We start from the raw sequence: 17,709 nt of genomic DNA, 5'->3' as shown, positions 1-17,709 counted from the left end.
CACTTCTTCGAAAACCAAGCCTTGCATCATTGCCACCTGATGAGTTAACTCGACAGTGGCTGAGACCGGCGCACATGGGAAAGGTTCGCATAACTAACGCGAACAGCGCCCAAAAAAACGCCCGCTCGGTGAGGAGCGGGCCAAGTCCAAAACTAGGGATGTCCTGAAAGAGACAGTTCCATCTTAAGTGCGCGGCATGGCGCACTCCGTACGTTCACGCACACTGCCAGCCAATTCGTTTCAACCGGTCCTGCTTTGACATCGCCAGCCCAGCCGTGCATTTCCCATCTGCGCTTTCTGCTAAGGTCGTCCCAGCCAGGAGCGCGACAGCAGCGTGCGCGCACCGGCGCTTTTACGCTCTGGAGGACATCCCATGCACATCAAACTGAACGACCAGGTCGTGCTGGTGACCGGCGGCGACTCCGGCATCGGTCGCGCCATCAGCATCGCCTTCGCCGCCGCCGGCGCCAAAGTGGTGGTCAACTACAACAGCAGCCAGGACAAGGCCGACGAGGTCGTGCGCCACATCGAGAAGGCCGGCGGCCAGGCGCTCGCGGTCCAGTGCGACGTCTCCAGCGAGGACGACGTCGCTCGCCTGTTCGACGAGACCGACAAGGCCTTCGGCGGCCTCGACATCCTGGTCGCCAACTCGGGCATCCAGAAAGATGCCCCGTTCGCCGACATGTCGCTGGACGACTGGAAAGCCGTACTCGACGTGAACCTGACCGGCCAGTTCCTGTGCGCCCGCGCGGCGGTGCGGCGCTTCCGCCAGCAAGGCAACCGCGGCCGCATGCGCGCCAACGGCGTCATCCTGTGCATGAGCTCGGTCCACGAAACCATTCCCTGGGCCGGCCACGTCAACTATGCCGCCTCGAAAGGCGGGATGGGCATGTTCATGCGTTCGCTGGCACAAGAAGTGGCGAAGGAACGCATCCGCGTCAACGGCATCGCGCCCGGCGCCATCCGCACCCCGATCAACGAGGACGCCACCGAGGGCGAGGCCGGCAAGAAGCTGCTCGAGCTGATTCCCTACGGTCGCATCGGCGCGGTCGACGACGTGGCCAGCCTGGCGCTGTTCATGGCCTCCGACCTGGCCGACTACATGACCGGCACCACGGTGTATGTCGACGGCGGCATGTCCCTCTACCCAGGATTCGAAGACAATGGCTGAACCCAACGCAAGCCGCCCGCCGCGCCCGATCGCCGACCATGGCGCGATCGGCAATATGGCGACGATGGCGTTGGTCGCGACGGATGGTACGGTCGACTTCCTGTGCTGGCCCGACTTCGACAGCCCCAGCGTGTTCGCTGCCCTGCTCGACCCCGGGAAAGGCGGCCACTTCAGCGTCGCGCCCGAGAACGAGGACATGCGCGTCGTGCAGACCTATGTACCCGACACCAATGTGCTGCTGACCCAGTGGCTCGGTGAAGACTGCAATGTCGAGCTCACCGATTTCATGGTCGGCCCCGAAGAGCTCGGCCATGGCCCGGTGCGCCTGTTGCGCCGGGTGCGCGTCAGCAGCGGCACGGCCCGGATCAGGGTCGATTGCCAGCCGCGCTTCGACTACGCGCGCCAGCGGCCCGCGGTCGAGGTCGGGCCAGACCAGGTGGTGTTCGCGGCCCCCGGCGCCCCGCGCCTGCGCCTGTCGGCGCCGGTGACGTTCACGGCGACCGACGGCGGCGCCAGCGCTTCCATCGTGCTCAAGGACGGCGACGTGATGGACTTCGTGCTCGACCAGGATGGCGACTCGGCCCTCGACGCCGATGCGCGCGATACCCTGCTGGCCGAAGTCGTCCAGCGCTGGCAGGACTGGACCCGGCGCTCGACCTACAAGGGCCGCTGGCGCGAGGCGGTCAACCGCTCGGCGCTGGTGCTCAAGCTGATGACCTCGTGCCGCCACGGCTCGATGGTCGCGGCCGCGACCTTCGGCCTGCCCGAGGTACTGGGCGGTTCGCGCAACTGGGACTACCGCGCGACCTGGATCCGCGACGCCTCGTTCACCGTGTATGCGCTGATGCGGCTGGGCTACATCGACGAGGCGAAGGCGTTCACCCGCTGGGCCGGAGAACGGCCGAAACACGACAAGACCGAAAGCCACCTGCGCATCATGTATGCGCTGGACGGCAGCCAGATCGGCGAAGAGATCGAACTCGACCACCTGGCCGGCTATGCCGACTCCAGGCCGGTACGCATCGGGAATGCCGCCGCGACCCAGTTGCAGCTCGATATATTTGGCGCCCTGCTCGACGCGATCTACCTGAGCAACAAGTATGGCGAGGCGATCTCGCATGCGGACTGGGTGGGCGTGTGCGAGGTGGTCAACTATGTCTGCGACAACTGGCAGCGCCCGGACATCGGCATCTGGGAAGGCCGCGAGGAGCCGCGCGAACACCTGCATTCCCAGCTCATGTGCTGGGTGGCGGTCGACCGCGCGGTGCGCCTGGCCAGCAAGCGCTCGCTCAGGGCGCCGTTCGAGCGCTGGATCGCGACCCGCAACGAGATTTCCAAATACATCTGGGACGCGTTCTGGAACGAGGAGCTGGGACACTTCGTACGCAGCAAGGGCTCGCGCGACCTCGATGGCGCGCTGCTGATGATGCCGCTGGTGCGTTTCGTCGGCTCGACCGATCCCCAGTGGCTGGCCACGCTGGACGCTATCGGCGAGCAGTTGGGCGACGATGCGCTGGTGCTGCGCTACGACCGCGACGATGGGCTCGAGGGCGAAGAAGGCGCGTTCGCGGCCTGTTCCTTCTGGTATGTGGAATGCCTGGCGCGCGCCGGCCGCATCGACCAGGCGCGCAATAATATGGAGAAACTGCTCGCCTACGGCAACCACGTGCATTTGTATGCGGAGGAGTTCACCAACAAGGCCGAGCTGCTCGGTAACTTCCCGCAGGCCTTCACCCACCTGGCCCTGATCAGCGCCGCGACCTATCTCGATGCTGCGCTCGACGGCAAGATCGAGCATCCCTGGCAGCTATAGATAAAGGCAAAAAAAACCCGCGCCGTTGCCGGTGCGGGTGAAGTCCAAAACTAGGGATGTCCTGAAAGAGACGAGTCCATCTTAATGGCGGCATTGGCGTCGCTCGGTGCGCTGATTCACACTTTGACATGATTCTTTAACATTTTTTCAATCGTTGATTATTCCAGCCAGCGAAATAAACATGTGCCTGTAGAGTGATTCCCGTCAAGTCTGTTTGATCCCACACTGGCTACATGGATTGCGAATGACGCGGTCCACCAACCACACAGGACCAAGCCATGAAAATCCATCACCACCCACTGTCCGGCCACTCCCACCGCGTTGTCCTGTTCGCTTCGCTTCTCGGCATTCCGCACGAGCTGGCTGAAGTCGACCTCATGGCCGGCGCCCACAAGCAACCGGCATTCCTGGCCCTGAACCCGTTCGGCCAGGTCCCGGTGCTGGAAGACGATGGCGTGGTGATCGCCGATTCAAACGCCATCCTGGTCTATCTGGCCACCAAGGCCGGCCGCCGCGACTGGCTGCCGGTGGACCCCGTCGGCGCCGCGGCGGTGCAGCGCTGGCTGTCGGTGGCGGCCGGCGACGTCGCCTACGGCCCGGCGGCGGCGCGCCTGATCACCGTGTTCGGCGCCAAGTACAACGCCGACGAAGTCATCGCGCGTGCCCACGCCCTGCTGGCCCGTCTGGAAAGCCACCTGGCCGGGCGCGACTGGCTGGCCGCCGGCCATCCGACCATCGCCGACGTTGCGCTCTACAGCTACCTGGCGCGCGCTCCCGAAGGCAATGTCGACCTGGCCGGCTACCCGGTCGTCCAGCGCTTCCTGCGCCGCATCGAGGCACTGCCGGGCTTCGTTCCCTTCGTCCAGACGCCGGTCGGCCTGGCCGCCGCGGCATAACGACGGCCCCCACACAAGCATCGACGCACATACCGACAGGAGACGAAGATGGCCGAACAACTGGACAAACTGCCCACCTGGCACGAAGGCGAACAATTCATCCAGGCGAAGCTGGGGGTGGCCGAACGCATGGACGTCGTCGGCCGGCGCGTGGTGCGCGATTTCATGCCCGACCAGCACCGCGACTTCTATGCCCAGCTGCCCTTCATCGTGCTGGGCAGCGTGGATGCCAGCGGCGATGCGTGGGCAACTTTTCTCGAAGGCCGGCCGGGATTCATATCCTCTGCCACGCGCACCACGCTGGACCTCGCCACCCGCGTGCACCCGCTCGACCCGGCGGCCGACGGCATGCACGATGGCGCGCCGGTGGGCCTGCTGGGCATCGAGATGCACACGCGGCGCCGCAACCGCATGAACGGCTTGTTGTCGCACACGGATGCCGGCCTGCGTATCGACGTCGACCAGAGCTTCGGCAACTGTCCGCGCTACATCCAGCTGCGCGAGTTCTCCTTCGAGCGCGAGCCGGATGCCCCGTTCACCGGCCAGGCCCAGCACCTGGACGCGCTCGACCCGGCGGCGCGCGCGCTGGTCGCGGGCGCCGACGCCTTCTTCGTCGCCTCGTATGCCGACCGCACCGATGATGGGGGACGGCGCCAGGTCGACGTCTCGCACCGCGGCGGCAAGGCCGGCTTCGTGCGTGTCGCCACCGACGGCACGCTCACGATTCCCGACTTCGACGGCAACCTGTTCTTCAATACCCTCGGCAATATCGTCCTCAACGGCAAGGCCGGGCTGCTGTTCGTCGATTACGCCAGCGGCGAGCTGCTGCAGATGAGCGGCGACGCCGAAGTCGTCTTCGACTCACCCGAGATCGCCGCCTTCCAGGGCGCCGAGCGCCTGTGGACCTTCAAGCCGCGCCGCATCGTGCGCCGGCCCGCGGCCCTGGCCCTGCGCTGGGCCTTCCACGACCGCGGCTGGTCAGATCACTCGCTGATGACCGGCGACTGGCAGCAGGCCGGCGAGCGCCTGCGCGCAGCCGAATTTGCCAACCGCTGGCGCAGCCTGAAGGTGGCGCGCATCGTCGAGGAAAGCGCCTCCGTGCGCTCGTTCTACCTCGAGCCGGACGACGGCGCCGGGCTGCTGCCGCACTTGCCGGGCCAGCACCTGCCGATCCGGCTCACGCCACCCGGCGCCGACAAGCCGCTGATCCGTACCTATACCCTGTCGCACGCGCCGTCCGACGGCGGCTACCGGATCAGCGTCAAGCGCGAGAGCCTGGTGTCGCGCCACCTGCATGAGCAGCTGCGCGAAGGCGACGTGCTCGAGACCCGCGCGCCGGCCGGCGACTTCACGCTCGACATGGCGAGCAGCCGGCCGGTCGTGCTGCTGGCCGGCGGGATCGGCATCACGCCGATGCTGGCGATGCTGCGCCACATCGTCTACGAGGGCTTGCGCAAGCAAAAGATCCGCCCCACGACGCTGTTCTATGCGGCCCGCTCGACGCCCGAGCGCGCTTTTGACGCCGAGCTGGCCGGGCTGCTTGCCGCCGCCAAGGGCGCCGTCAAGCTGGTGCGCGTGCTGAGCGAGCCTGGCGACGCCGCCCTTGGCCAGGACTACGACGTCGCCGGCCGCATCGACATGGCCCTGCTCGGCCGCTACCTGGCCTTCGGCGACTACGAGTTCTACCTGTGCGGCCCGCCGGCCTTCAGCCAGGCGATCTACGACGGGCTGCGCGGCTACAACATCGCCGACGGACGCATCCACGCCGAAGCCTTCGGGCCGGCCTCGCTGGCGCGCACGCCCGACTGCGCGGCGGTGGCGACCGCCCCCGCGCGGCTGCCGCCGGCAACGGACACGGTGCCGGTCATGTTCATGAATTCGCTCAAGGAAGCGCGCTGGACGCCTGGCGGCGGCACCCTCCTCGAGCTGGCCGAGGCGCGGGGGCTCGAACCGGAGTTCAGCTGCCGCGAAGGCACATGCGGGACCTGCCGCACCAAGGTGCTCAAGGGTGCGGTGACTTATATCAAGGAGCCGGGCGCGAGTGTGGCAAAGGACGAGGCACTGATCTGCTGCGCGGTCCCGGCGACGCAGCCGGAGGGCGACGGCGGCCTGCAACTGGCCCTGTAACGAGCGCGTGCAGGATGGCGAGGACAAAAAAAACCCGCTTCGTTGCGGAAGCGGGTGAAGTCCAAAACTAGGGATGTCCTGAAAGAGACAGGTCCACTATAGGGGCGCTGCAAGGGCCGCTCCGTGCGCTGTCACACACAACACTGTTAAATTTTCCACGCAACGTGTTACATCAAACAAAATGCCGCCGCGGCAAGGCCGGGGCGGCATTTTTCATGCAGCGCGGGTGAATTACACGACTGCGCCGTCGGTTTCGTCTTTCTCCTTGATCGGCTTGATCAGGTCTTCACGCTTGACACCCAGCCACATGGCCACGGCCGCCGCCACGAACACCGACGAATACACGCCGAACAGGATGCCGATGGCCAGCGCGATCGCGAAGTAGTGCAGCGCATAGCCGCCGAAGAACAGCATCGACATCACCATCATCAGGGTCGAGCCGTGGGTGATGATGGTACGCGAGATGGTGCTGGTGATCGCGTGGTCGATCACCTCGGTGGTGGACATCCTGCGCTGCTTGCGGAACATCTCGCGGATCCGGTCGAAGATGACCACCGATTCGTTGACCGAATAGCCCAGCACCGCCAGGGTTGCGGCCAGCACCGTCAGCGAGAATTCCCACTGGAAGAAGGCGAAGAAGCCCAGGATGATCACCACGTCGTGCAGGTTGGCGACCACAGCGGCGACGGCGAACTTCCATTCGAAGCGGATCGCCAGGTAGATCATGATGCCGACGATGACCATGATCAGCGCGTTCAGGCCGTTCTGGGCCAGCTCGTCGCCGACCGACGGGCCGACGAATTCCACGCGCTGCAGGCTGATCAGCTCTTCGCCGGTCGCCTTGGCGCAGCTGGTGTGGTTGATCACCTCGCCCTTGGCGGTCGTGACCTGGCTCTGCTTCGGCGCGCCGCCGTCGGCGGCGCAGATGGCGTTGAACACGCGCGCCGAGGTGCCGGCCGCTTCGGTGCCGTCCAGGATCGGCAGGCGCAGCATGATGTCCTGGGCGGTGCCGAAGCTGGCCACCTCGGGGTGCGAATAGCCCATGCCGCGCAGGGTCGTGCGGATCTTTTCCTGGTCGGCCGCATGCGGATAGCGCAGCTCCATCACGGTGCCGCCGGTGAACTCCACCGAGAAGTTCAGGCCCTTGTAGAACAGGAAGAACACCGCGAGCACGAAGGTGATCACCGAGACCGCATTGAGGATCAGGGCGTGGCGCATGAACGGGATGTCCCGTTTGATCTTGAAAAATTCCATGTCAGTCTCGAGTCCTTACTTCTTGGTGGGCGACATGCCCGGCTGCCAGACCGTGCCGATCGAAATCTTGGTCAGCTTCTTCTTGCGGCCGTACCACAGGTTGGCGAAACCGCGGGCCACGACGACGGCCGAGAACATCGAGGTCAGGATGCCCAGGCAGTGCACCACGGCGAAGCCGCGCACCGGACCGGAACCGAAGATCAACAGCGCCAGGCCGACGATCAGGGTGGTCACGTTGGAGTCGACGATGGTGTCCCAGGCATGCTTGGAACCGGCCGCGATCGCCGCTTGCGGCGGCGCCCCGCCGCGCAGCTCTTCGCGGATACGCTCGTTGACCAGCACGTTGGAGTCGATCGCGACGCCCAGCGCCAGCGCGATGGCGGCGATGCCCGGCAGGGTCAGGGTAATGCCCAGGATCGACAGCAGCGCGAGCAGGAACAGGACGTTGGCCGCCAGCGCCAGCGCCGAGAACACGCCGAACAGGTGGTAGTAGACGATCATGAAGACCGCGATCGCCACGAAGCCCCAGATGGTCGAATGCAGGCCGCGGTCGATGTTTTCCTGGCCCAGTTGCGGGCCGATCACGCGTTCCTCGACGAATTCCATCGGCGCCGACAGCGCGCCCGAGCGCAGCAGCAGGGCCAGTTCGTTGGCGTCCTGCGAGGTGCCCATATTGGTGATCTGGAAGGTCGAACCCAGTTCGCTCTGGATGGTCGGGGCCGACAGCACGTTGTACACGCCCTTCTCTTTCAGCAGGATCGCCATGCGCTTGCCGACATTGTCGCGGGTCGCCTGGCGGATGCGGCGGCCGCCGTCGCCGTTCAGGTCGAGCGAGACGGCCGGCTGCTGGTTCTGGTCGAAGCTGGCGGTGGCGCTCGAGATGTACTCGCCGGTCAGGATGATGTCGCGCGACAGCACGACCGGGGCGCCGCGGCCTTCGGTGAACAGTTCGGAATTGATCGGGATGGCGGCCGACAACTCGGTGCCCGGGGTCACGGTCGAATCGACCATGCGCAGTTCGAGGGTGGCGGTGCGGCCGATGATGTCCTTGGCGCGCGCCACGTCCTGCACGCCCGGCAGCTGGACCACGATGCGGTCGGCGCCCTGCTGCTGGATGATCGGCTCGGTGGTGCCCAGCTCGTTGATACGCTTGGACAGGGTCACGATGTTCTGCTTCACGCCGGCTTCGATCGAATTCTTGATCGCGTCGGGTTTCAGGCTGACGACCAGCTTCTGGTCGGCGCCATCGGCGGCGTCGGCGAAGTTGATTTCGTTCGACTGCGCGCTGAGCACGGTACGGGCGGCGGTGCGGGTGGCGGCGTCGCGGAAGCGCACCTCGACGGTGTCGCCCACGCGCTCGATGCCGGCGTGACGGACGTTCTTGTCGCGCAGGTTGCTGCGCACGCTGGCCTGCAGCGCTTTCACTTTATTGTCGATCACGGCCTTGGTGTCGACCTGCAGCAGGAAGTGCACGCCGCCGCGCAAGTCGAGGCCCAGGCTCATCGGACCTGCGCCGATTTTCTCCATCCAGGCCGGGGTGTTCTTCACCAGGTTGACGGTGACGATGTAATCGGGATTGGCCGGATCGCGGTTCAGTTCTTTTTCGAGGGCCAGCTTGGCCTCGAACTGGTCTTCAGTGCCGGCAAAGCGGGCGCGCACCGAGGTGTTGTGGCCTTCGCCTTCGAGGGTGATGCCGGTGGTGGGAATGCCGGCACGCTTGAGCGCATCCTCGACCAGGGTAGTGGAGGCGCTGGTGATGTTCAGCGTCGAACGGCCCGATGTCACCTGCAACGCCGGCGTTTCGCCGAAGTAGTTAGGCGCCGTGTACAACGCGCCGAGCAGCAGCGCGAAGACGATCATTAGGTATTTCCAGACGGGATAGCGATTCATAGTGTTCCGGCGTTCAGGTTGGGCAGTGCGGCCCGGAGGCCGCACGGGCTTGCTCTTACAGGGCTTTCAGGGTGCCCTTCGGCAGCAGGGTGGTCACCGCATTCTTTTGCACGGTGATTTCGGTGCCGGTTGCGATTTCCAGGGACACGTAGGCGTCGGTCACTTTCGAGACGCGGCCCACGATGCCGCCGGCGGTCACGACTTCGTCGCCCTTGGTCAGTGCATCCATCATCGCTTTCAGCTCGCGCTGGCGTTTCTGCTGAGGACGGATCATCAGGAAATACATGACCACGAACATCAGGATCAGCGGCAGGAAGGTCGTCAGGCTGCCCATGATGCCTGGGTCAGCGGCGGCGGTTTGCGCGTAAGCGTTGGAAATGAACACAAGAACTCCGATGGTGAAGTTAAAAAAATAAGCGGTGTATTCTAGCATCGGCTAGTCGCCGAGAACCAAATCTGGAGATAGGTATTCTTGCTTTTCGGTATTGCAAGAGCTTGCTAGAAATTAAATTTCGGCGCCGCCGTCAATACGGCAGCGCCGGGCTCAGCGGGTGAGCGAGCGCTTACACGCCCCGCGCACGGCCGGCGTTGAACTCGATCCGGAACGCGTTGAAGCGGTCGGCATCGATGGCGTCGCGCATTTCCTGCATCAGCTTCAGGTAGTAATGCAGGTTGTGGATCGTGTTCAGGCGCGCGCCCAGGATCTCGTTCGAGCGGTGCAGGTGGTGCAGGTAGGCGCGCGAGAAATTCTTGCAGCAATAGCAATCGCAGCTCTCGTCCAGCGGCGCCTGGTCATCCTTGTAGCGGGCATTCTTGATCTTGACGTCGCCGAAGCGGGTGAACAGCCAGCCATTGCGCGCGTTACGGGTCGGCATCACGCAGTCGAACATGTCGACGCCGTTCGCGACGCCGTCGACCAGGTCTTCCGGCGTGCCGACGCCCATCAGGTAATGGGGCTTGTTCTCGGGCAGGCGCGGGCCGACGTGGGCCAGGATGCGCTTCATGTCTTCCTTCGGCTCGCCGACCGACAGGCCGCCGATCGCCAGGCCCGGGAAATCGATGTCTTCCAGGCCGGCCAGCGATTCGTCGCGCAGGTGTTCGTACATGCCGCCCTGGACGATGCCGAACAGCGCGTTCGGGTTTTCGCCGCCGGTGAACTCGTTCATCGAGCGCTGCGCCCAGCGCAGCGACATGCGCATCGATTTCGCCGCTTCATCAGCGGTGGCCGGGCGGCCGTCGATCTCATAGGGCGTGCATTCGTCGAACTGCATCACGATGTCCGAGTTCAGCGCGCGCTGGATCTGCATCGAGATCTCGGGCGACAGGAACAGTTTCGAGCCGTCAATCGGCGAGGCGAACTTGACGCCCTCTTCCGTGATCTTGCGCATCGCGCCCAGCGAAAACACCTGGAAGCCGCCGGAGTCGGTCAGGATCGGCTTGTCCCAGCCCATGAACCCGTGCAGGCCGCCGAACTTGTTCATCACGTCCACGCCGGGGCGCAGCCACAGGTGGAAGGTATTGCCGAGGATGATTTGCGAGCCGACTTCTTTCAGTTCGACCGGGTCCATCGCCTTGACGGAACCGTAGGTGCCGACCGGCATGAAGATCGGGGTTTCGATGGTGCCGTGGTTCAGCTTCAGGCGGCCGCGGCGGGCATGCGACAGGCCGCTGGTGTCTTTTTTGAGCAGGGTAAATTCGAGCATCGTGTTCTTTTCAGCGAGATTGGGTCGTCAGCAGCATGGCATCGCCATAGCTGAAGAAGCGGTATTCGTTGGCGATTGCGTGGGCATAGGCCTTGCGGATCGGCGCGAAGCCGGCGAAGGCCGACACCAGCATCAGCAGGGTCGACTTGGGCAGGTGGAAATTGGTGACCAGGCGCGTAACAGTCTTAAAGCAATAGCCCGGCGTGATGAAGAGTGCGGTGTCGGCGCTGCCGGCGACCAGTTCGCCGCTTTGCGAGGCCGATTCCAGCGCGCGCAAGCTGGTGGTGCCGACGGCAACCACGTCGCGGCCGGCGGCCTTGGCGGCGCGCACCGCGTCCACCGTCTCTTGCGCGATGGTGTACCACTCAGTGTGCATCTTGTGCTCGCTCAAGTCTTCAACCCGCACCGGCTGGAAGGTGCCGGCGCCCACGTGCAGGGTGACGTAGGCGAAGTTGACGCCTTTTTGCGCCAACTTGTCGAGCAAAGGCTGGTCGAAGTGAAGGCCGGCCGTGGGCGCGGCGACGGCACCCGGCTCTTTCGAGTACACGGTCTGGTAGCGCTGCTCGTCGAATTCGTCGGCGGTGTGCTCGATATACGGCGGCAGCGGCAGGCGGCCGTGGGCTTCGATCAGCTCGAACACGTCGCCTTCGAAATGCAGGGTGAAGAATTCGCCGGCGCGTGCGCCGACCGTCACGTCGAAGGCATCGGCCAGGCGGATGCGGTTGCCGGGCTTGGGCGACTTGGAAGCGCGCACCTGCGCCAGCACGGTGCGGTTGTCGAGCACGCGCTCGACCAGCACCTCGACCTGGCCGCCGGTTTCCTTGACGCCAAAGAAACGCGCCTTGAGCACGCGGGTATTGTTCATCACCAAGAGGTCGCCCGGCTGGAGCTGGTCGACGATGTCGGCGAAATGGCGGTCGGTGATCAGGTCACCATCGAGCTGCAGCAGGCGCGAGGCGCTGCGATCGGGCAGCGGCAGCTGCGCGATGCGCTCGGGGGGCAGCTCGAAGTCGAAATCGGAAAGCGAGTACATTATTCTCAATTCTGGGAAAATAAGCGCTGCCAGCTTTACAATACAGGCTCCAGCGCTGATGGCGAACCTTCTATTTTACGCCAGCGAGCGCCATTTTGCCGCGATATGCCCGCCTCCAAGACCACAAATCCACCCAAGACCCTCGAAAGCAAGCTCGCCCGCCTTGGACTGCGCAGCGACATGGACCTGGTATTGCACCTGCCGATGCGCTACGAGGACGAGACCCAGATCGTGTCCATCCGCGAGGCCTGCCTGCGCGGCGGCCACGTGTCGCAGGTCGAAGGCGTGGTAACCAAGAACGAAATCTCGTTCAAGCCGCGGCGCCAGCTGCTGGTCACGATCGCCGACGAATCGGGCGACCTGCTGCTGCGCTTCATGAATTTCTATGGCAGCCAGGTCAAGCAGATGGCCGAAGGCGTGCGCATCCGCGCGCGTGGCGAACTCAAACACGGCTTCTTCGGGGCCGAGATGGTGCATCCACAATATAAGGTGGTCAACGAGGGGGCGCCGCTGCCCGCTTCGCTCACGCCGGTGTACCCGGCCGGCGAGGGGCTGTCGCAGACGGTGCTGCGGCGTGCGATCGCCGACGCCATGAAGCGTATCGACTGGAGCGACACCGTACCGGCCGCGATCCGCGCCAAGATGGGGCTGATCGACTTCGAGCCGGCCGTGAAACTGCTGCACTATCCGCCGGCCGACGTCGACGAACACGCGCTGGGAGAGAAATCGCATCCGGCCTGGGAACGCATGAAGTTCGACGAGCTACTGGCCCAGCAGCTATCGCTGAAACGGGCGCAGCGCGCACGGCGCGAAAAGGGCGCGCCGCATCTGCGCGCGGTGGGTGCGCTGTCCGAGGCCTTCCTGGAAGGGCTGCCGTTCGCCCTCACCGGCGCCCAGCAGCGCGTGGTGCAGGAGATCCGGGCAGACCTGCGCGAAGGCTATCCGATGCAGCGCCTGCTGCAGGGCGACGTCGGCAGCGGCAAGACCGTGGTGTCGGCACTGGCCGCGGCGCAGGCGATCGACAGCGGCTACCAGGCCGCCTTGATGGCGCCGACCGAGATCCTGGCCGAGCAGCACTTTCGCAAGATCGCGGCCTGGATGGAACCGCTGGGCGTGAAGGTCGCCTGGCTCACCGGCAGCCTCAAGAAAAAAGAAAAGGCCGCGTCGAACGAGTTGATCGAATCGGGCGCGGCGAATCTGGTGATCGGCACCCACGCGCTGATCCAGGATACGGTGAACTTCGCCCGACTGGGCCTGGTGATCGTCGACGAACAGCACCGCTTCGGCGTCGGCCAGCGCCTCACCCTGCGCAACAAGGGCAGTGACGGCCTGGTGCCGCACCAGCTGATGATGTCGGCCACGCCGATCCCGCGCACGCTCGCGATGACGTATTACGCCGACCTCGAGGTCTCGGTGATCGACGAGCTGCCGCCGGGCCGCAGTCCGATCGTCACGCGCGCGATCGACCAGATGCGGCGCGACGAAGTGATCGAGCGCGTCTACGCGGCAGCGCTCGAGGGACGGCAGGCCTACTGGGTCTGCCCGCTGATCGAGGAATCCGAGGCCCTGCAACTGCAGACCGCGACCGAAACCTACGAGACGCTGGCCGAATCGCTGCCCGAGCTGCAGGTGGGGCTGGTGCACGGCCGCATGAAGCCGTTTGAAAAACAGGAAGTGATGGATGCCTTCACGGCCGGCCAGGTGCATGTACTGGTGGCGACCACGGTGATCGAGGTCGGGGTCGACGTGCCGAATGCGTCGCTGATGGTGATCGAGCATGCCGAGCGCTTCGGCCTGTCGCAGCTGCACCAGCTGCGCGGCCGGGTCGGGCGGGGATCCGCCGCCTCGGTGTGCCTGCTGCTGTACCAGTCGCCGCTGGGCCAGGTCGCCAAGCAGCGCCTGATGACGATGCGCGAGACCACCGACGGCTTCGAGATCGCGCGGCGCGACCTGGAAATCCGCGGCCCGGGTGAATTCCTGGGCGCGCGCCAGTCGGGACAGGCGATGCTGCGCTTTGCCGACCTGGAGCTCGATGGCTGGCTGGTCGACCGGGCGCGCGACGTGGCGCAATACCTGCTCGATGGCGAGAAGCCCGAGAAGATCGCAGTGGTCGATGCGCACCTGGCGCGCTGGCTGGGTGGGCGCGAAGAGTTCTTGAAAGTCTGATGGAGGAAATGATGTCGGAACAAGCGCTGGATATCGATGGGTTGACGGCCCTGGCCCAGGCCTCGGCCCTGGTGACGGCCGGCTGCGGCTGCGAGATCGCCAGCTACCCCGGATGGACGCGCACCCCGGTGTCCTTCCCGCAGGCGCACATGCGCCCGGCCGGCACGCTGGCGGGCGACCCGTATGACGAGCCGACCTTCGCCGAATATCACCCGAGCGGGACCAATTACTGGTCGCCCGATGCGCCGATCGCCATCCATTATTTTCCGTACAACCGCTGCTCGGTGCAGCAGTGCACGGTATGCCTGCGCTACTGCCTGACGTATGTCGAGGCGGGCGGCTATTACGTCGAGCCCCGCATTCGCGCGCTCGATGCGCGGCTTATCGTGGATGCGCCGGTGGCCGACTGAGCGCGTCTTACATGCTGGCGAACGTGAGCCGGTTCCCGAACGGATCCTTGACGCTCAGCTCACGCGACTCCCACGGCGTGTCCTCGATCCCGGGCCGCGCGTAACCATACTGTTTGGCGCTCAGCTCCGCATGCAGGCCATCGATATCGTCGACCTCGATCCGTAGCGCCGCGCCAGGACAGCAATCGCCATGATGCTCGCTCAGGTGCAGCACGCAATCGCCGCGCGAGACCTGCAGATAGAGCGGCATGCCGGGCCCGAAACGATGGTCCCAGTCGACCGCAAAGCCGAGGTAAACGACATAGAACTCGCGCGCCTTGGCCTCGTCGAAGATGCGCAGGATCGGCGTGACGCTCCCGAGTTTCATGAAAGTCCCTTCAGCCGCGGTCGGCTGCGTAGCGCAGGCCGATCTGGCGCCGGATCTCGTCCATCACGCCCATCAGCGCCAGCGTCTCATTGAGCGTCATCGACGGGCTTTCCAGCAGCCCCTCGCGCCAGCAGCGCTGGGCCTCGATCGCCTCGTGCACATAGCCGTTGCCGACATACGGCGTCTCGATCGTGCGCTCGCTGCCATCCTCCAATTTGACGGTAACCGAGGTCGCGCGGTGGAACATCGTGTTCATCCGCACCTGGCCGCGCTCGCCCGACACGGTCAGCTCGGCCGGGGTACGCGCTAGCAGCGAGCAGCTGCAGACCGACATGGCGCCACCTTCGTGCTTGAGCGTGAAGCCCGTCTGCACGTCGACGCCGGTCGCGCCCATCTCGGCCTGGGCGCGCACTTCGAGCACGGGGCCCAGGAGGCCCGCCGCCACCGACAGCGGATAGATGCCCAGGTCGAGCAGCGCGCCGCCACCCAGCTCGGGGTTGAACACGCGGTGCTCGGGCCCGAAATTGGCCGCGAAGCCGAAATCGGCGACGACCTGGCGCGGCGTGCCGATCTCGCCCGAGGCCAGGATGCGTTTTACTTCCAGATAGGCCGGCAGGTAGCGCGTCCACATCGCTTCCATCAGGAACAGGCGCTTCGAGCGCGCCAGCGTGACGACCTGCTCGGCCTCGCGCAGGTTCATCGTGAACGGTTTTTCGCACAGCACGCCTTTACCGGCGCGCAGCGCCATCAAGGCGTTCGCGGCATGTTCCGGATGCGGCGTGCCGATATAAATCAGGTCGACGCCCTCGGCCCGGGCCAGCAGCTCGCAAGAACCGTAGCTGGCCAGTGCGCCGAATTCGTCGGCGAAGGCTGACGCCTTGTCCTGGCTGCGCGAGCCCACGGCGGCCAGTACGGCGCCCGGCACGTCCTTGAGCGCATTGGCGAAGGCACGGGAAATCTTGCCCGTGCCGAGGATCCCCCAGCGTACCGTTTCAGCCATCGGCTTCTCCATTCATGCCGTCCGCTTGGGACGAAATACAGTCGTATCCAGATAAAAATCCGGGTCTTGTCCAGGCCACCAGCCGGGAATCCCCAGCACCTGCAGCGGCGTGAAGCCGCCCGGCGTCAACGCTTCATTTTCCAGGCTGGCCGTGACTGCGCGGTCGATCCAGGCCCGGCGCGCGTCCCATTCCAGCCCAAAATAATCGTCGCCGGCAAACACCACCCGCGTATGCGCGGTGATCGCCTTGCGCGGCGCCACCAGCTTTTCCATCAGCGCGTGGCCGAACAGCCAGGCCTCGGCGTCGCGGCCGAACATGCCTCGCTTATCGTACAGGGCCGTGAGCCAGCGGTGCGCACGCAAATCCTCGACCAACGAGCGCCCTTCTGCATTGTCGCGCACCACCAGCAAGGCCGCGTTCTCGTCGAAGATGGTGGCCGCATCGCGCGCAGGGCCACGCGACTTGCCGACGCCTGCCTTTGCGATCTGCGCCGCCTGCAGCGCGTTCAGCGCGCGCTTGATACCCGGGAAGGTCTGCCACACCAGCGCATTGAAGAAGTCGTGCAGGTTGTCGCGGGTCGGCACCTGGCCGGTGGCGCCAATGAATTCTTCATAGGCCGTCGCTTCCGGCAGCGCGGACTGCGGCACGAAGGACAAGGGCATGCCGGCGCCATTACGCAGGTCGAGCGCGCGCGCCGCCAGGTTGAAGGCATCGATGAAACCTTCGGGCGGCGGCGCGGCGCGTTCAAACGCCGGGCGCACCGTGTCGTACCACGGGTGGGCCCAGTCGATCGGCGGCAGCACGGTGCCGCTTATACCATCTTCCAGTTGATACTCTCGCCCGCATTGAGCGGCACCAGTTGGTGCTCGCCCATCGGCACGGATTCGGGCAGGGTCCAGCTTTCACGCTTGAGCGTGATCGTGCCTTCGTTCCGCGGCAGGTTGTAGAAGGCCGGTCCGTTGAAGCTGGCGAAGGCTTCCAGCTTGTCGAGCGCGCCGGCCTGGGCGAAGGCTTCGGTATACAGCTCCATCGCGTGCAGCGCGGTGTAGCAACCGGCGCAGCCGCAGGCGGCGTACTTGGTATGCACCGCGTGCGGCGCCGAGTCGGTGCCCAGGAAGAAGCGCTCGTCGCCGCTGGTGGCGGCGGTGACCAGCGCCAGGCGGTGTTCTTCGCGCTTCAACACCGGCAGGCAGTAGAAGTGCGGGCGGATGCCGCCACGGAAGATCTCGTTGCGGTTGTACAGCAGGTGGTGGGCGGTGATGGTGGCCGCGATCGGGCCTTCGGCTTCGGCCACGTACTGGGCCGCATCCTTGGTGGTGATGTGCTCGAACACGACGTTCAGGGCCGGCATGTCCTTGCGCAGCGGGCGCATCACGCGCTCGATGAACACGGCTTCGCGGTCGAACAGGTCGATCTCGTTGTCGGTGACTTCGCCGTGCACCAGCAGCGGCATGCCGACTTCCTGCATCACTTCGAGTACCTTGTAGCAGTTCTTGAGGTCGGTGACGCCGGCGTCCGAGTTGGTAGTGGCGCCGGCCGGGTACAGCTTGACCGCGTGGATCAAGCCGGTGTCCTGGGCGCGCCGGATCTCGTCCGGATCGGTGTTATTGGTCAGGTACAGCGTCATCAGCGGTTCAAACGACATCGCTTCCGGCAGCGCGGCCAGGATGCGGGCGCGGTATTCCTGCGCCATGGCCGCGGTGGTAACCGGCGGCTTCAGGTTCGGCATCACGATCGCGCGGCCGAACTGGCGGGCGGTGTGCGGCAGCACGCTGGCCATCGCCGCGCCGTCGCGCAGGTGCAGGTGCCAGTCGTCGGGGCGGGTGATGGTGATGGTGTCTGGGGTCTCGATGGTGGACATGGCGGCTCTCGAAAAAC

At 65.3% G+C, this 17,709-nt stretch carries 15 protein-coding genes; 6 read left to right on the top strand and 9 right to left on the bottom strand.

The window, feature by feature from the left end; all coding sequences use genetic code 11:
- Positions 1-373 precede the first annotated feature (373 nt).
- From E8M83_RS09660 to E8M83_RS09645, 4 genes are all read left to right on the top strand, one after another.
- Positions 374-1,171 carry an SDR family oxidoreductase gene (locus tag E8M83_RS09660; protein WP_137173155.1) on the top strand — a complete coding sequence of 266 codons (798 nt, stop codon included), beginning with the start codon at positions 374-376 and terminating at the stop codon, positions 1,169-1,171.
- Positions 1,164-2,984, top strand: a complete 1,821-nt coding sequence (locus tag E8M83_RS09655; RefSeq protein ID WP_137173154.1) for a glycoside hydrolase family 15 protein — start codon at positions 1,164-1,166, stop codon at positions 2,982-2,984. Before E8M83_RS09660 ends, E8M83_RS09655 begins: the two co-directional genes overlap by 8 nt.
- 278 nt (positions 2,985-3,262) lie before the next feature.
- Positions 3,263-3,880: a glutathione S-transferase family protein gene (locus E8M83_RS09650; RefSeq protein WP_137173153.1), complete on the top strand. Its 618-nt coding sequence runs from the start codon at positions 3,263-3,265 to the stop codon at positions 3,878-3,880.
- A 48-nt stretch (positions 3,881-3,928) separates the two neighbouring features.
- The gene (locus tag E8M83_RS09645) at positions 3,929-6,007 is read left to right on the top strand and encodes a pyridoxamine 5'-phosphate oxidase family protein (RefSeq protein ID WP_137173152.1); all 2,079 of its coding nucleotides are present in this window, start codon (positions 3,929-3,931) and stop codon (positions 6,005-6,007) included.
- A 231-nt stretch (positions 6,008-6,238) separates the two neighbouring features.
- Here the strand turns inward: E8M83_RS09645 and secF are convergent, their stop codons facing one another.
- The 5 genes from secF to queA all read right to left on the bottom strand — a co-directional run bounded on the left by secF (position 6,239) and on the right by queA (position 11,887).
- Positions 6,239-7,261, bottom strand: coding sequence for a protein translocase subunit SecF (secF, locus tag E8M83_RS09640; RefSeq protein WP_137173151.1), 1,023 nt, complete (start codon positions 7,259-7,261; stop codon positions 6,239-6,241).
- A 15-nt stretch (positions 7,262-7,276) separates the two neighbouring features.
- A complete protein-coding gene (secD, locus tag E8M83_RS09635; RefSeq protein ID WP_137173150.1) occupies positions 7,277-9,151 on the bottom strand; it encodes a protein translocase subunit SecD in 1,875 nt (624 codons plus the stop codon).
- A 55-nt stretch (positions 9,152-9,206) separates the two neighbouring features.
- Positions 9,207-9,536 (bottom strand): preprotein translocase subunit YajC, encoded by a 330-nt coding sequence (yajC, locus tag E8M83_RS09630; protein ID WP_137173149.1) that lies wholly within the window; start codon positions 9,534-9,536, stop codon positions 9,207-9,209.
- A gap of 178 nt (positions 9,537-9,714) precedes the next feature.
- On the bottom strand, positions 9,715-10,854 hold the full coding sequence (tgt, locus tag E8M83_RS09625; protein WP_137173148.1) for a tRNA guanosine(34) transglycosylase Tgt: 1,140 nt from the start codon (positions 10,852-10,854) through the stop codon (positions 9,715-9,717).
- Between the two features lie 10 nt (positions 10,855-10,864).
- Positions 10,865-11,887 carry a tRNA preQ1(34) S-adenosylmethionine ribosyltransferase-isomerase QueA gene (queA, locus tag E8M83_RS09620; RefSeq protein ID WP_137173147.1) on the bottom strand — a complete coding sequence of 341 codons (1,023 nt, stop codon included), beginning with the start codon at positions 11,885-11,887 and terminating at the stop codon, positions 10,865-10,867.
- A gap of 105 nt (positions 11,888-11,992) precedes the next feature.
- Between queA and recG the strand changes: the two genes are divergently transcribed.
- Both recG and E8M83_RS09610 read left to right on the top strand, forming a co-directional pair.
- Entirely contained in the window at positions 11,993-14,053 is a 2,061-nt protein-coding gene (gene recG, locus E8M83_RS09615) for an ATP-dependent DNA helicase RecG (RefSeq protein WP_137173146.1), read from the top strand.
- A gap of 8 nt (positions 14,054-14,061) precedes the next feature.
- The gene (locus E8M83_RS09610; protein WP_137173145.1) at positions 14,062-14,463 is read left to right on the top strand and encodes a hypothetical protein; all 402 of its coding nucleotides are present in this window, start codon (positions 14,062-14,064) and stop codon (positions 14,461-14,463) included.
- 7 nt (positions 14,464-14,470) lie between these two features.
- Here E8M83_RS09610 and E8M83_RS09605 read toward each other — a convergent pair whose 3' ends face one another.
- From E8M83_RS09605 to pyrC, 4 genes are read right to left on the bottom strand one after another with little or no spacing between them, the layout of a single operon-like run.
- Complete coding sequence (locus tag E8M83_RS09605) at positions 14,471-14,830, bottom strand: glyoxalase superfamily protein (protein ID WP_137173144.1); 360 nt, start codon at positions 14,828-14,830, stop codon at positions 14,471-14,473.
- A 10-nt stretch (positions 14,831-14,840) separates the two neighbouring features.
- A complete protein-coding gene (locus tag E8M83_RS09600; protein ID WP_137173143.1) occupies positions 14,841-15,830 on the bottom strand; it encodes a Gfo/Idh/MocA family protein in 990 nt (329 codons plus the stop codon).
- Between the two features lie 12 nt (positions 15,831-15,842).
- Entirely contained in the window at positions 15,843-16,634 is a 792-nt protein-coding gene (locus tag E8M83_RS09595) for a DUF3025 domain-containing protein (RefSeq protein WP_137173142.1), read from the bottom strand.
- 8 nt (positions 16,635-16,642) lie between these two features.
- Positions 16,643-17,692 carry a dihydroorotase gene (gene pyrC / locus E8M83_RS09590; protein WP_137173141.1) on the bottom strand — a complete coding sequence of 350 codons (1,050 nt, stop codon included), beginning with the start codon at positions 17,690-17,692 and terminating at the stop codon, positions 16,643-16,645.
- Between the last annotated feature and the right edge of the window lie 17 nt (positions 17,693-17,709).

Source organism: Massilia sp. HP4, assembly GCF_005222695.1.
Lineage (GTDB): Bacteria > Pseudomonadota > Gammaproteobacteria > Burkholderiales > Burkholderiaceae_D > Telluria.
This window is presented reverse-complemented; position numbering and strand designations above follow the sequence as displayed.